Genomic DNA, 12,464 nt, shown 5'->3' on the forward strand with positions numbered 1-12,464 from the left:
GGTAGGAATAGATTGGTTAGCAGAGAGTTATGTTTAGCGTCCCACTGAATAGTTTTGTACATCGTGTGAGTGATAAAAGCCAAGTGATGGCGAATGCTGCAGAATGTGGATGCCAGTTGAAGCGAGTTCGTCGTTCGCGCAATTGGCTGTTGGTCGCTCAAGAGCATCAACTCGCTGAATTTAAAACGATGTTAACTCACGAAAAAGACGGTTGGATAGCAATCGCAATCGACAAAGTGCTGCCTAAATCTGTGGTGTGTTTGGCATCTCTGTTGGCCGCGACACCTTCAATGACCGTCGCTCAACTGGTGATGGAATCTAGATGTTCAATGGCAGAAGCAAGGCGTGCCATTGATGAACATGAAGGGCTGTAGGCGTATTCAAATCGTGTGAAAAGAGAATCGCGAGCAGCAAAAAGCCCGTAACGATATTACGTTTTTCAGCGCAATATCGTTACGGGCTTTATCATCTGTGCTTGTGCTGCTTAAGCTAAGCCATGTGGCTTATAAAGCGTTTACTCGATTAAGAGTTAGCCACTTTTACACGAATCGTGTTGCTGCCAAGCTTTGACAAGTTCAGCTTGTTTAGTGCCGCTTTCGCTTCTTCGTGCTCTGGCATTTCAACAAATGCAAAGCCTTTAGATTCGCCAGTTTCTTGGTCTAAAACTAGGCTGCACTCTTTTACTGAGCCGAACTCAGAAAATAGAACACGGATGTCTTGCTCTGCAGTAGAGCGCGATAGGTTACGAACTAGAAGTTTCATAATAAACCTTGAATATGAATTTACGCCGAGCATTGTCGCACACTTTCGTGCTCACCCTCACAAATAATTAGCGGAATAGCTCGGTTTACCTGTTCGCTGCTCTTATTAGCCGTTAACCGCGGTTTATCGTGATATCTGACACATATCCATGCTCGGTACTGGTTAACGCCTGCTGCAGCATTTGAGCGGCTTCTTTTGCGGTCATAAAGCTTGAGGTATCCATTGCTTTGCCGCTGGTTCCCCAAAACTCGGTTGCCATCCCGCCAGGGTAAACTGCAACGATCTTCATCGGGTGACCTTTGAGCTCCAACCTGACCGATTCGATAAAGCCTTTAACGGCCCATTTGGCTGCGCAGTAAGTAGATTCTTCTGCTTTAGCGCCTTGAGCCGCGGTCGACATCACAACAGCAATAGTCACGGGTTGATCTTTGTAGCGTTGAACAAGCTCGCGAATCAAAAAGATGGAAGACTCTATGTTGTTTTTCAGCATGCCGCTGATGGCGGCGGGATCTTGTTGTTCAATTTTACCGAAGTATCCACTGCCTGCGCTATGAACCACTAGCTTTGGTGTTTCAGGCAACGCATTCAATAACTCGCTCACTGATTGTGGATCACACAAGTCACAGGCTTGGCTAACAGTATTCGCTGGCAGGCTTTTCGCTAATTCAGCTAAACGTTGGGAGCTGCGGCCAGTGATCATTAAGCGCTGATGGCTGTTCGATGTGTTCGCATATTGCTTGGCTAAAGCTGCGCCTAAACCGCTGCTTGATCCGGTGATTAAAATCATGGTGACTCGGGATTGTTGAATTGAATCGAGATAGTAAGGCTTTGAATATCTGTTTGCTGAGATCTAAGACCAAGATGCAGAGATCCATGAGTAAGATCGATAAAACAGAGGTTTGAGAAAGTAATGTAATTAGGGAGGGGAAAATAAGGAGAACTAAAAAGTAAAAACGCCGGCACAGGGCCAGCGCTTTTGAAAATCAGATTACTCTTCGTCGAACTGTTTGGTCGTGAACGAGTCTTCGATTCTGTTGAGCTCTTCTTGATCTTTCACTCGCTGTTCTTCTTGGCGAATGACTTTCGCTTCATTGAAGCGTTTCTTTTCCGACTTAGTCAGGAATTTTACAGCTTTCTTGTTGGTCAGTGCGTAAGCAACTACGTCTTCGCCTTTTTCTCTGCGGTCGTTTACACGTTGTGAGAAACGTTCATTGTCGCGAGCTTTACGCTCCGCTGAGGTCAACTTGCTCATGCTTTAAAGCCTTTTCAATTAATCATGGTAGGGAATCTACACTTAGCGAAACAAATAGGAACTGTTGTGTATGAGTCTAGCCCATTTGCATGCTGGTGGCGCATCTTAGCACAGAGACTTAATCTTGCAGATATGCTATTCGAGCGATTAAAAAAAACAGCCCACAATTTTTTGTTGTGGACTGAAGTTTTCTTGTGGGGTGGAGACGCCCTGTAAAATGAATCGAAAGGTTAATGAAACAAAGAATAATTAGCCTTGAAGAATCAGCATTGGTTTATTCAAATTTTCTCAATGTATAAGATTACTTCACCAGCTTTGAACCCAAACTTGGACATTTCGGTTTTGTTGAACAATCGTTTGTCATCCATTAAGAACATCCAATCGTCTAACACCACTTCATAGGTGCTGCCGTCTACTTCGATTTCTAAGTCATATTTCCAATACAAAGCCGAGCCTTGGGTTTCACCATAAGCCGTACCAACCACATCATTGGCGGTGCCAGTGTAGGTGTTTTCGCCTGTTTTGATTAAGTTCCAAACTCGGGTTGAACGCTCGCCATCAGCGAAGGAGAACCACTCTTTAATTTGTCCATTGTTCCCTTCCCAAGTAGCGATAAGCTTGACGTCAAAGCGGCGCAGTAAGTCGCCCGAACGATCGAGTACCATGCCATAGGCCTTCAGTTCACCATTAAAAAAGGTTTCAAGCTTAAGTTCCGGAGTGGTGTCTACGTGGTTATCTAAACTTGCCGAACCACAGCCTGCTAGCCAAGTCAGCGACAAAATGGCTACCGCGAATTTTATTATTTTTGTTTTTGTTTTTGGATTCATTTGTTCAAACCTAATAGTTGTTTGCGTAGGCCTGGCTCGGATGTGTTTTCAGATAACCAAATCGCTAGAAAGGCTTCACCAAATTGCTTGTCTTGGATGGTGCCTATGGGTTGCTCATCGAAATAAAAGCGACTTACGTTGTCTTCAGCGACACGGATAGTGAGGGTACTTCCTTCCTCAACACTGGGCCACATTGCGTACAAAGGCTTCAACCAACGTTGAATATTGTTGTTGGAGTAACCAAGTTTGCTCCACTGGTCTTTGGTTGCGTCTACAAGGTCTTTGCTGTCAATTGCTCGGTAGTACTCAAGTTTCAAAGCACGCTCAGAGTTAGATGGAGTGGTGTAGAACTCTGCAGAATACAAAGTCCAAAACAAGTAACTCATCTCACCTTGACCACGCTTGTTTAAATCATCGACAGCAGAAGCTTTGGCATTTTCGGTAAATAGGAGTGCTGCGCAAATGAGGGTTAAGGTGACTAAGCTAAATAGTCGGTTTCTTGATTGCTCGCTTGTTTGAGTGCGAACGCGACTAACGTTGCGCTCAGATTTGAACGCTTGCGTAAGGTTGTGTGGAAAAGCCATAAGTCACCTCGTGATTGCCATTTTGGGTTGTACTAAGTTGGAGTAAGCGGCCACCAGTAAGGGCAACAAAATCCCCCAACTTATTGCAAGGGCAGCTAACACCGATGCGTCTGGCCAAGTAGTGAGAAGCGCTCCAGCTTTAATGCCTCCCCAATAACTACTAGTACCTGCTACGAACCCTATGACAAACAAGATCACTTTCGAGCATTTTAAAAGCCAATTTAGGCTGTGGTTAAAACTGATTAAAAACATGATCCACAGGCAAACGAGCCACACTGGAAACCACGATTGATTCGCTATTTCAGAGTCGACGGCAAACACGCCGAAGTGAAGTAAGAGGCTATCAAGCAACAGCCCCAATGGTAATAAAAGGAGTATTTTCAGGTCGCTACTGCGAGTGGGAGAGAGCAGGAAGTGAACCACTACAATCAGTGGTGTCACGAACGGGGCTTGCGCGGTAAAGAATGCGCTGCAAACCCAGGTCGCTTGAAACAGAACGAGATTAATAATCCAAAACCGTTTCATCTTTTGCTCCAAAGTAACGAGGTTTTCTTGCAACTAGGTGGTGAGTGCTGATCACGCGCTCTAAGAATGCACCTTCACAATAGCAGAAGTAGAAGATCCACAAGCGTTTGAACTCCTCTGAATACCCTAAAGACTCTAGCTCTTCCCAACTGTTTTCGAACGCGATGTTCCAATCGTTGAGGGTTCGAGCATAGTGCAGACCAATGTCATCAATTTCTTGAACCACAAGATCTGTGCTGGTCGCAAGGTGTTGGGTCATCACTGAAACCGAAGGGAGACAGCCGCCAGGGAAGATGTACTTCTGAATAAAGTCGACGCCTTTGCGATATTTATCGTAACGACTGTCGGCAATAGTGATCGCTTGAATCAGCATTTTTCCCGAAGGCTTTAACAATGAGGAGCACTTTTCAAAGAATGTCTCTAGATATTCATGTCCGACCGCTTCTATCATCTCGATAGAGACCAACTTGTCGTACTCACCAGAGAGGTTTCGATAATCCTCTTTGAGGAGGGTAATTTTGTCGGTTAAGCCGAGTGCTTTTACTCTCTCTTCTGCGAGAGCGTGTTGAGCATCTGAGATAGTGGTTGTTGTCACTTTGCAGCCGTAATGCTGAGCCATGAATATGGCCAAGCCACCCCAACCAGTACCTATCTCAACCACGCTGTCCGATTCAGACAGCTCTAACCGTTCACAGATAGTCTTCATTTTGTTTTGCTGAGCTTCTGAAAGGGTTAGTGCGTCTTCACTGTATATTGCTGACGAGTATTGCATTGAGTTGTCTAAGAAACGCTCGTACAAATCATTGCCGATATCGTAGTGGGCAAGAATATTACGTTTAGAACCCTGCTCGGTGTTGGCATTCTTTCGGCGCAATAATAGGTTTTTGATTCGTGAAATCCATTGTGTTTTATCGTCAAGCTCGTCGAGTTGAGATTGATTTCGAGCCATGATTTGGATCACTTTGGTGAGATCTGGGCTTGTCCATTTGCCGTCAATGTAGGCCTCAGATGCACCAATACTGCCATTGATGACCACATCTCTAAAAAAAGTGGCATCATGAATGACGATTTGACCTTTTAGGTCTGCTTCACGGTCACCGAACACCGAATGTTGGTCTCGCTCAATTATCTCGAGCGTCGCAAATTGTAGACGCTCAAGCACTTTGAATATTAAAGCCCGATATTTACAGTTGCTCGAAACAGCAACGGCTTTAGCTTGTTGCTCAATATTGTTGTTTTGTTTTGCAAGCTGTTCCATGTAAACCTCGCTGAGAACTGGTTCTAATTTTTATCCAACTAAGATTATCTGATGCTCATCTGATTGAGCTAACCAAAGCCTTCTGTTTAGTCGTAATGAAGACGCTTAAGATGTTGAGTCTGGGTGCGTCACAAACGGTACTTTTTTCAGGAATAATTTGAGAGCCTGATAATAAATGCCCATTACGACTTTGATGGTCATCGCTGGGATTTTGAATACCGTTTTTCGAATGTTCGTCTTGGTTACTGACTGCTTTGTCAGTGCTAATGTCGCATCGAAAAGCTTGTCGTCTCGTCGGCTTTCAATGTGGACGAGTGTTCGCTTCGCTGGTGGCTTAATCTTCCAAAAGTAGGTCATGTCTAAATCCATGAACGGCGAAACGTGAAACTCTTTTTTAACCTTCAATTCTTGGTGCATGTCGATTAGGTAGTAATGTCGTTGGCGCCATGGAGTGTTACTCACTTCAGCCAACATAAAGCGACAGTCTCCGGTTTCGTCATAGCAGAAAAAACAGTTAATTGGGCTGAAATAGATACCTAGACAACGGCATTGAGCTAGCATCGTCACACGGTTTGAATCAGACCAAACGCCACCAAGTTGTTGTACTTTGGATGCTATACGTTGCTTAAGTGATTTGGGTTCACTATCGGTGACATTTTCTTTTTTTTCAGCGAGATAATCCGATTCGACAAAGCGAATAGGGTTGTACCATTGAGTCCCGAACAGCGCACTACGCGCTGTGGTTTGGGGTAGCTCATCAAGATCTAACCCCATCATGTAAAGCTCGTAGCTAAACTGGTGTGTGATATCGCCAAAGCGGCGATGTCTGACGTTACCCCAATAGATACCGCTGAGCTCTTCACTCTTTTCTGATGCGATCTCCATTTCGGATGTCAGGGTTTGACTGCTCATAGCGCTGAACTCGTACTCAAATCTAAACCGAAGCGTTTGGTTACATCGAGTGCGCTGTGGACACCATCTTCATGGAACCCGTTATACCAATAAGCACCGGCAAAGTGCGTCTGATTTTTGCCACATATTTGCTCACGCTTGTGCTGAGCTTCTACTGTGTTCGAGTTAAGAACGGGGTGATGATAAACAAAGCTGCGAATGATTTTTTCTGGGTCGATAGCTTCGCTCTGATTCAAGGTCACACAGAAGGTGTCCTGGCTTTCGATGCCTTGCAGGATGTTCATGTTGTAAGTTACACAGGCAGGTCTCTGACTGTTTCCATCCAACATGTAGTTCCAACTTGCCCACGCAAGTTTTCTGTCTGGTAACAATCGGGTATCAGTGTGCAGAACCACTTCATTGCGACTGTACGGAATTTCGCCAAGCACTTGTTGCTCTTGTTCTGTCGCATCGCCGAGTAAACGTAGTGCTTGGTTTGAGTGGCATGCAAAGATAACTTCGTCGAAGTGTTGTGTACCACCGTCTTCGAATTCGATGGTGACGCCTGTTTCTTGGCGAGTCACTTGTTTGATCGATGTGTTTAACGCGACAGGTTTGTTCAGGCGAGAAAGGATGATCTCAACGTAAGAGCGAGAGCCTTTAGGGACTACGTACCATTGAGGGCGATTAGCAATATCTAATAGGCCGTGGTTGTAGAAGAACTGAATGAAGAATTTAAGCTCAAATTCTTCCATCTCTTCTAGACTTGTCGACCAGATAGCTGCGCCCATTGGCAAGATGTAGTGCTGACTGAAAAAGTCTGAAAACTGATTGTCGCGCAGGAAATTACCAAGGGTTACGTCGGGCGTAAATTCGTTACTTTCGAACTGAGCTTTGCACAGCTTGTTGAACTTGAGAATGTCGGAGACTAAAGACCAGAACTGAGGTTTGAAAATGTTACTCCTTTGAGCGAATAACGAATTAATGCTGTGGCCGTTGTATTCAAACTTAGTCGTCGTGTTATGGACACTAAAACTCATCTCAGTGGGTTGCCTTTCGACACCCAATTGTTCTAGCAGTTGGTTAAAGTTTGGGTAGGTTCTATCGTTGAAAACGATGAAGCCCGTATCGATTGAAAACGCCGTGCCTTGGTGTTCAATATCAACCGTGGCGGTGTGACCCCCGATGTAGTCATTTTTTTCGAATACCGTTACGTCGTGGTGCTTATCTAATATGTGTGCGCAAGTCAGCCCAGAAATACCGGAACCTATAATGGCGACTTTCTTCATTGTTATACCATCCTTGAAGCGAGTTTTTGCCAAACTGAAGTTGGAAGCATTCTGAGTAGCTTCATCAACATAATGAATCGTCTTGGAAAATCGATTTCACTCTTTCCTTGAGCAATACCCGTTACGATTCGCTGAGTTGCAGCTTCGCTACTAATAATCATAGGCATAGAGAAAGAGTTTCGCTCGGTAAGTGGTGTCTCAACAAAGCCTGGATGCACAATTGAGACATGAATATTGTGCTCGGCCAGATCAACCGAGAGTGTTCTTCCTAAATACGTGAGTGCCGCCTTTGAAGCGCCATAAGCTTCCGCTCTGGGTAGCGGTAAAAAACTGGCGCTAGAACTTACTAAAACCAAGCGGCCACCGGGCTTAATATTTTTTAACCACGATTTAAGCGCGTAGCCAATTGAGATCAGGTTAATGTTGATAACGCGCTCGAAAAGCTCAGCATCAAAATTCACCGGGTCGTCGATGTACTCACAATCACCCGCATTTAAGATCAGTAGGTCGAGAGGCTCATCTTGGTTAAGTTCTGGAAAATTGTGGTAGTCAGTTAAATCAAAGCAGAGTGGTGTAATTGATGAGTGAGACAAGTCTGTCTCGTGCGAATCAACGAGCGCCTGTAATTTTTCTGGGCTGCGCCCGCAAGCAATCACTTGATGCCCTTGCTGAGCATAATCTAGAGCGAGTGATTGGCCGATACCAGAGGTCGCGCCAGTTATCATAATACGCATTATCGGCTCGCTCTTTTTTTGATGGATTTGATCGCGCAGCCTAACACTGGGATGTGTTCATACAACATAGCGCCAACGTCCAGGTAGTCTCTGTGATAGACCACTTGATCATCGAGCATTTTAAGGTGGCTGTGCCCTTGCACTTCGATAGGCTTTTGAGCGTTAAGCTGTTTATGAGCAAACTGCATGGTCCAATAAACCGATGCTTCGTTATTCGCCTCGAAGGCGTGTTCGATATGAAAGTTGCAGCTTGTCACTTGGGTATAAATGTTCTCAAAGTAATGAGTCAACGCATCAATGCCGCTGACGTGATGCAGCGGATCTTGGAATTCAATATCAGAGTGATAAACCGTTTTTAACACGTCGAAATTGTCGGTTCCGAGCTCTTGATACATGTTGAGAAAGTTATTAAGCCAGAGAGAGTTATCCATAATCTTCACTCTAATTATTTGAAAAAGGCTAAGGCTCTCAATCGTGCTTGTTTGTGTTCAACGATGGGTTGCCAGTATTCACTGTCTATTCCGTTTTTCTCGATGTAGTCATGTGGAAAATGCACATGCTTATCAGGAATGTTTTGCAGCTCTGGTATGTACTTACGAATAAAAACGCCTTTTGGATCAAACTTTTCACTCTGCGTGATTGGATTGAAAATTCGAAAGTAGGGTTGAGCATCACAACCAGTACTCGAAGCCCACTGCCAGCCACCATTATTAGCACTAAAATCACCATCGATAAGGTGCGACATAAAGAAACGCTCACCCCAACGCCAATCAATGAGCAGGTGCTTGGTCAGGAAGCTTGCGACCACCATTCTTAATCTGTTGTGCATCCAACCGGTTTCAACCAATTGACGCATTGCCGCATCAACCAATGGGTAGCCGGTTTTACCTTCACACCAAGCTTGGAAGCTAGGGTGATCGTGATACCAATCTAATCCATTGTATTTTTGCTGAAAGTTAGCACCTTTAACCAGTTTAGGATGGTGGAACATCAAATGCTTATAAAAATCTCGCCAAATCAATTCATTGAGCCAAGAAAAAGCAGGCAGCTGAGTATCGAATAGGAGATCAGGTTGTTGTTGAATCAACTGAATCGCTAGCCAGCGCGGACTGACCGCACCAATCGTTAAATACGGCGACAGACCAGAGGTTCCTTTGATCGAAGGAATGTCTCTAAATTTGCCATAATCGTTAACTTTGTTGGCTAAGAAGTTAGGGATCACGCTCTCTAACACGTCTTGGCTTAGTGGCCAGCGATCTGAATCAATGCGCGGAAAATCAAAATCGTAGTCACTAGAAAATTGAGATGCTGTTAGGTCGCTTGTCTGCTGGTCTTTTTGAAGCTGCGACTGTTGAAGCTGCGCCTGTGGAAGATCTGTTTGCTCGACCGGAGAAGGGCTGCAAATAATACCTTTAACTTGTACTTCCTTTAACCACGCGTTTTTGAAAGGCGTGAAAACTTTGAACATCTCACCTTGTTTGTTTAAAACGCTGCCCAAAGGAAGAATGGTGTCGCAGTCGGTAATTTTGAGTTTGATGCCGCTAGCGATTAAGCGTTTGTCGCGTAATTGCTCATCTACTTCAGGCTCAGAATTCGCGTAAACACACTTGGCATCTAACTGTTTGTATAAATGTGTGAGTTGTGCGGCTTGGTCATCAAAGTCGGTGGCTTTCAAGTGCAACAAATTAATCCCGAATTCAACAAGCTGCAATTCAAGCTGCTTGAGGTGGCGATAAATAAAATCTGCTTTTATTGGTGCGAGATGATGCTGTTGCCATTGTTGCGGGGTTGAGATGAAAACGGCGTTAGTGACACCGTTTTCAACTGCCGCGACGAGCGCTGGGTTATCGTGAATCCGCAGGTCTCGTCTAATCCATAGAATGTCGCTCAATATCCGTATCTCAGCTTAAGTTCTTGAGGGTGAGGGTTTAGGTAAACTTGTGATTCTAGGTACTCGTTTGGATATTCCATCAAATAGTGATTGATCAACGTTAAAGGCACTAATAATGGAACAAGGCCCTCTCGAAATGATGAAATCTGATTGGTAAGCTCTTGCTTATGAGCACTGCTCAATTGCTTCTTAAAGTAACCTTGCAAATGATGCAGAGTATTGGCGTGGCTACCACGGTTCGCGTGGTGAGACAACGCGGTCATCAAACCTTCAATGTATTGTTTTGCCAATTCATCTATTTCGAGATCGTTGCTTGCCAATAATTTCCCAAGGTTCTTATAGCCTTCAATGTGATGACACATCACTAAATACTTGTGCACACTGTGGAACTGAATGAGCTTGTGTTTGGTCACGCCTTCGTCAACAAGGTCGAGCCATTTCTGATAAGTAAAAACACGAGTCATAAAGTTTTCACGCAGAATCGGGTCGTTGAGGCGACCATTTTCTTCGACAGGAAGTAATGGGTTGCCTTCCATCACTTGTTTGGTGAACATGCCTACGCCTGTCGATTCAGAGCCGCGACCGTGGTGATGGTACACTTTTACTCTCTCCATACCGCAGGTTGGGCTTTTTTGACACACAATGAATCCTGCGATGTGCTGGTTGCTCTTTGAGTAGCTTTGTCCAAACTCGATCAGATCATTGGTCACATCACCAGAACCGTCAGGTCTGGAAACGTGAATGATATTGTCTAGCTGACGAACTTGGCGAATGGTTGGGCGAGGTGTTGGAAGACCCACTGCCATCTCTGGGCATACTGGTTCTAGTTCAACATAATCCGCAAGGTCATCTGTACAAAAACGAGAGCGTTTGTGACCTGTATCGAAACGTACCTTATGTCCTGCAACACAAGCACTGATACCTATTTTAATTTTCTTTTCCATTGGCCAACTCCTTTGCTCTTGCTTTGAGCTATTTATTATATTTCAACATTGCTAATCGTACTTACAGAGCCGGGTGTGTTTTAAGTCTCAACACCGTTGATGTTTTAAGCCAGATGTATTTGACGATATACAGGATAACTTCATGCCATCCTGTATATTTATAGCGTGCAACTGGGTTAATAGATATATTTACCGAGTGGATTGAATAACTGGCTAACGCCTTTTGTGAAGTAAAGCGCATCACTTGAAACAGTTAAACAAACACAGCCTTCTTTGGTGGCTGGTTGGTGGGTATGGTCTCCATCTAGCCAAATGAAGTCACCTTTGTTGTAGACACCCATTTCGTCTTCGAAGCTACCCTCTAAAAGAAGCGTAATCTCAAAGCCTTTGTGAGTGTGACAAGGTACCTGCCCATCTTTATCTATATGCAGCAAGCTGGTGTGGTGCGATTCGTCATCGAAATCAAGTCTTGCGCGAGAAATCTTGCCCAAGTTCATCCAGTCTTTTCTGACTATTGAATTGAGCGCTCGAGGAATCGTGAAAGTCGTGTCAGATACCGTCTCTTGTTGCGCTTCAACAACGATTTCAACAGCCTGTGACAAATCCGCCGTGATTTGATTAATAGAATCAAAATCAAACTCTCCGTCGTCGACTAGGAACGCGTCCATTTCGCTATCTGAAAGTTGTAGCCCCGAGGTATCGCTTTCAAAGGCAGAGTCAGCAGCTTGGGCTGTCAGCATGCTGACTTGTTTTTGACAGTGTTCGCAAAGCTCTACATGGCTAGAAACAATCAGAGAGACAGAATCTGCTAAATTTCCATCGACAAAATCTTTCAAGATTGCGGCATTTGGGTGATGTTTAATCATGGTCTTGTTCCCCCATGTGAACTTTTAGTTTAGCGAGTGCGAGTCTTAGACGTGATTTCACAGTTCCAAGCGGGACATCGAGTTGTTGAGCGAGTTGTTCTTGCGATAACTCTTGGAAGTACACACCTTTCACAATGGTTTTCTGAGCGAGAGGCAGCTTCTCTATCTGAGTCATGACGCGACGGCTCATTAGATGATCGCCAAACGGAAGCTGCTCATTTTGTGATTCGGCTACCATGGCGTCTATCGGCCAAATGTCGTCAGCAATAGTTTGTTCTGCTTTGGCTTTTACCTTTCTCAGCATGTCGAAAGCAGCATTGCGCATCACGGTATAGACCCAAGTGGTCGCTGCACCTTTCTCTTCGTTGTAGAGGTGCGCTTTCTTCCAAACGTTAGTCATCGTGTCTTGAACCAACTCGTTGGCAGCGGCTTCGCCACCCAACTTACTGATGCCGAAACGCTTGATTTTGGGAGCGAAGAATTTAAACAAACAAGTAAATGCCTGTTTATCTCTGTCTGAACCAACCAAAATCAGCCAGCTTGAGAGCTCTGTAGGTACCTTGCTTTCGGTCGGTAATTTATTGTTGGGGATAATGACATGCTCCTTGCCGTTCCCTGTACTTCTGCTTTCCACTTGCATA

16 protein-coding genes are annotated in these 12,464 nt (G+C 44.7%); 1 reads left to right on the forward strand and 15 read right to left on the reverse strand.

Translation table 11 applies throughout. The annotated features are described in order from the left end of the window. The first annotated feature begins 29 nt into the window (after positions 1–29). Entirely contained in the window at positions 30–374 is a 345-nt protein-coding gene (locus tag OCV36_RS24720) for a ribosome recycling factor family protein (protein ID WP_135454016.1), read from the forward strand. 148 nt (positions 375–522) lie between these two features. Here OCV36_RS24720 and OCV36_RS24725 read toward each other — a convergent pair whose 3' ends face one another. The 15 genes from OCV36_RS24725 to OCV36_RS24795 form a co-directional block, all read right to left on the reverse strand. Then, a complete protein-coding gene (locus OCV36_RS24725; protein WP_017084996.1) occupies positions 523–762 on the reverse strand; it encodes an RNA recognition motif domain-containing protein in 240 nt (79 codons plus the stop codon). Positions 763–874: 112 nt separating this feature from the next. After that, positions 875–1,549 (reverse strand): SDR family NAD(P)-dependent oxidoreductase, encoded by a 675-nt coding sequence (locus OCV36_RS24730; protein WP_135454014.1) that lies wholly within the window; start codon positions 1,547–1,549, stop codon positions 875–877. 201 nt (positions 1,550–1,750) lie between these two features. Beyond that, entirely contained in the window at positions 1,751–2,014 is a 264-nt protein-coding gene (locus tag OCV36_RS24735; RefSeq protein WP_004732701.1) for a hypothetical protein, read from the reverse strand. 278 nt (positions 2,015–2,292) lie between these two features. Then, complete coding sequence (locus tag OCV36_RS24740; protein ID WP_135454012.1) at positions 2,293–2,841, reverse strand: DUF3833 domain-containing protein; 549 nt, start codon at positions 2,839–2,841, stop codon at positions 2,293–2,295. Then, positions 2,838–3,425, reverse strand: coding sequence for a chalcone isomerase family protein (locus OCV36_RS24745; RefSeq protein WP_135454010.1), 588 nt, complete (start codon positions 3,423–3,425; stop codon positions 2,838–2,840). The genes OCV36_RS24740 and OCV36_RS24745 overlap by 4 nt, the downstream gene beginning before the upstream one ends. A gap of 3 nt (positions 3,426–3,428) precedes the next feature. After that, positions 3,429–3,950: a DUF2878 domain-containing protein gene (locus tag OCV36_RS24750; RefSeq protein WP_135454009.1), complete on the reverse strand. Its 522-nt coding sequence runs from the start codon at positions 3,948–3,950 to the stop codon at positions 3,429–3,431. Continuing rightward, on the reverse strand, positions 3,928–5,208 hold the full coding sequence (locus tag OCV36_RS24755; protein WP_135454007.1) for an SAM-dependent methyltransferase: 1,281 nt from the start codon (positions 5,206–5,208) through the stop codon (positions 3,928–3,930). The genes OCV36_RS24750 and OCV36_RS24755 overlap by 23 nt, the downstream gene beginning before the upstream one ends. A gap of 105 nt (positions 5,209–5,313) precedes the next feature. Then, positions 5,314–6,120, reverse strand: a complete 807-nt coding sequence (locus OCV36_RS24760; RefSeq protein WP_135454005.1) for a DUF1365 domain-containing protein — start codon at positions 6,118–6,120, stop codon at positions 5,314–5,316. Continuing rightward, the gene (locus tag OCV36_RS24765) at positions 6,117–7,388 is read right to left on the reverse strand and encodes an NAD(P)/FAD-dependent oxidoreductase (RefSeq protein ID WP_135454003.1); all 1,272 of its coding nucleotides are present in this window, start codon (positions 7,386–7,388) and stop codon (positions 6,117–6,119) included. Before OCV36_RS24765 ends, OCV36_RS24760 begins: the two co-directional genes overlap by 4 nt. A gap of 2 nt (positions 7,389–7,390) precedes the next feature. Beyond that, positions 7,391–8,122, reverse strand: a complete 732-nt coding sequence (locus OCV36_RS24770) for an SDR family NAD(P)-dependent oxidoreductase (RefSeq protein WP_017075547.1) — start codon at positions 8,120–8,122, stop codon at positions 7,391–7,393. Beyond that, positions 8,122–8,553 carry a nuclear transport factor 2 family protein gene (locus tag OCV36_RS24775; RefSeq protein ID WP_017075546.1) on the reverse strand — a complete coding sequence of 144 codons (432 nt, stop codon included), beginning with the start codon at positions 8,551–8,553 and terminating at the stop codon, positions 8,122–8,124. The genes OCV36_RS24770 and OCV36_RS24775 overlap by 1 nt, the downstream gene beginning before the upstream one ends. 14 nt (positions 8,554–8,567) lie before the next feature. Next, positions 8,568–10,013: a deoxyribodipyrimidine photo-lyase gene (phrB, locus tag OCV36_RS24780; RefSeq protein WP_135454001.1), complete on the reverse strand. Its 1,446-nt coding sequence runs from the start codon at positions 10,011–10,013 to the stop codon at positions 8,568–8,570. Then, positions 10,010–10,957 (reverse strand): YbgA family protein, encoded by a 948-nt coding sequence (locus OCV36_RS24785; RefSeq protein ID WP_017075544.1) that lies wholly within the window; start codon positions 10,955–10,957, stop codon positions 10,010–10,012. The genes phrB and OCV36_RS24785 overlap by 4 nt, the downstream gene beginning before the upstream one ends. Positions 10,958–11,133: 176 nt before the next feature. After that, on the reverse strand, positions 11,134–11,823 hold the full coding sequence (locus tag OCV36_RS24790) for a ChrR family anti-sigma-E factor (RefSeq protein ID WP_135453999.1): 690 nt from the start codon (positions 11,821–11,823) through the stop codon (positions 11,134–11,136). Further along, positions 11,816–12,463 carry a sigma-70 family RNA polymerase sigma factor gene (locus tag OCV36_RS24795; RefSeq protein ID WP_135453996.1) on the reverse strand — a complete coding sequence of 216 codons (648 nt, stop codon included), beginning with the start codon at positions 12,461–12,463 and terminating at the stop codon, positions 11,816–11,818. Before OCV36_RS24795 ends, OCV36_RS24790 begins: the two co-directional genes overlap by 8 nt. Between the last annotated feature and the right edge of the window lies 1 nt (position 12,464).

Source organism: Vibrio echinoideorum (genome assembly GCF_024347455.1).
In the GTDB taxonomy this organism is placed as follows: Bacteria; Pseudomonadota; Gammaproteobacteria; order Enterobacterales; family Vibrionaceae; genus Vibrio; species Vibrio echinoideorum.

What these genes read in the sequence shown, in the direction of transcription:
- OCV36_RS24720 (WP_135454016.1), top strand. Translation starts at nt 30, where the DNA reads ATGTTTAGCGTCCCACTGAATAGTTTTGTACATCGTGTGAGTGATAAA.
- OCV36_RS24725 (WP_017084996.1), bottom strand. Translation starts at nt 762, where the DNA reads ATGAAACTTCTAGTTCGTAACCTATCGCGCTCTACTGCAGAGCAAGAC.
- OCV36_RS24730 (WP_135454014.1), bottom strand. Translation starts at nt 1,549, where the DNA reads ATGATTTTAATCACCGGATCAAGCAGCGGTTTAGGCGCAGCTTTAGCC.
- OCV36_RS24735 (WP_004732701.1), bottom strand. Translation starts at nt 2,014, where the DNA reads ATGAGCAAGTTGACCTCAGCGGAGCGTAAAGCTCGCGACAATGAACGT.
- OCV36_RS24740 (WP_135454012.1), bottom strand. Translation starts at nt 2,841, where the DNA reads ATGAATCCAAAAACAAAAACAAAAATAATAAAATTCGCGGTAGCCATT.
- OCV36_RS24745 (WP_135454010.1), bottom strand. Translation starts at nt 3,425, where the DNA reads ATGGCTTTTCCACACAACCTTACGCAAGCGTTCAAATCTGAGCGCAAC.
- OCV36_RS24750 (WP_135454009.1), bottom strand. Translation starts at nt 3,950, where the DNA reads ATGAAACGGTTTTGGATTATTAATCTCGTTCTGTTTCAAGCGACCTGG.
- OCV36_RS24755 (WP_135454007.1), bottom strand. Translation starts at nt 5,208, where the DNA reads ATGGAACAGCTTGCAAAACAAAACAACAATATTGAGCAACAAGCTAAA.
- OCV36_RS24760 (WP_135454005.1), bottom strand. Translation starts at nt 6,120, where the DNA reads ATGAGCAGTCAAACCCTGACATCCGAAATGGAGATCGCATCAGAAAAG.
- OCV36_RS24765 (WP_135454003.1), bottom strand. Translation starts at nt 7,388, where the DNA reads ATGAAGAAAGTCGCCATTATAGGTTCCGGTATTTCTGGGCTGACTTGC.
- OCV36_RS24770 (WP_017075547.1), bottom strand. Translation starts at nt 8,122, where the DNA reads ATGCGTATTATGATAACTGGCGCGACCTCTGGTATCGGCCAATCACTC.
- OCV36_RS24775 (WP_017075546.1), bottom strand. Translation starts at nt 8,553, where the DNA reads ATGGATAACTCTCTCTGGCTTAATAACTTTCTCAACATGTATCAAGAG.
- OCV36_RS24785 (WP_017075544.1), bottom strand. Translation starts at nt 10,957, where the DNA reads ATGGAAAAGAAAATTAAAATAGGTATCAGTGCTTGTGTTGCAGGACAT.
- OCV36_RS24790 (WP_135453999.1), bottom strand. Translation starts at nt 11,823, where the DNA reads ATGATTAAACATCACCCAAATGCCGCAATCTTGAAAGATTTTGTCGAT.
- OCV36_RS24795 (WP_135453996.1), bottom strand. Translation starts at nt 12,463, where the DNA reads ATGCAAGTGGAAAGCAGAAGTACAGGGAACGGCAAGGAGCATGTCATT.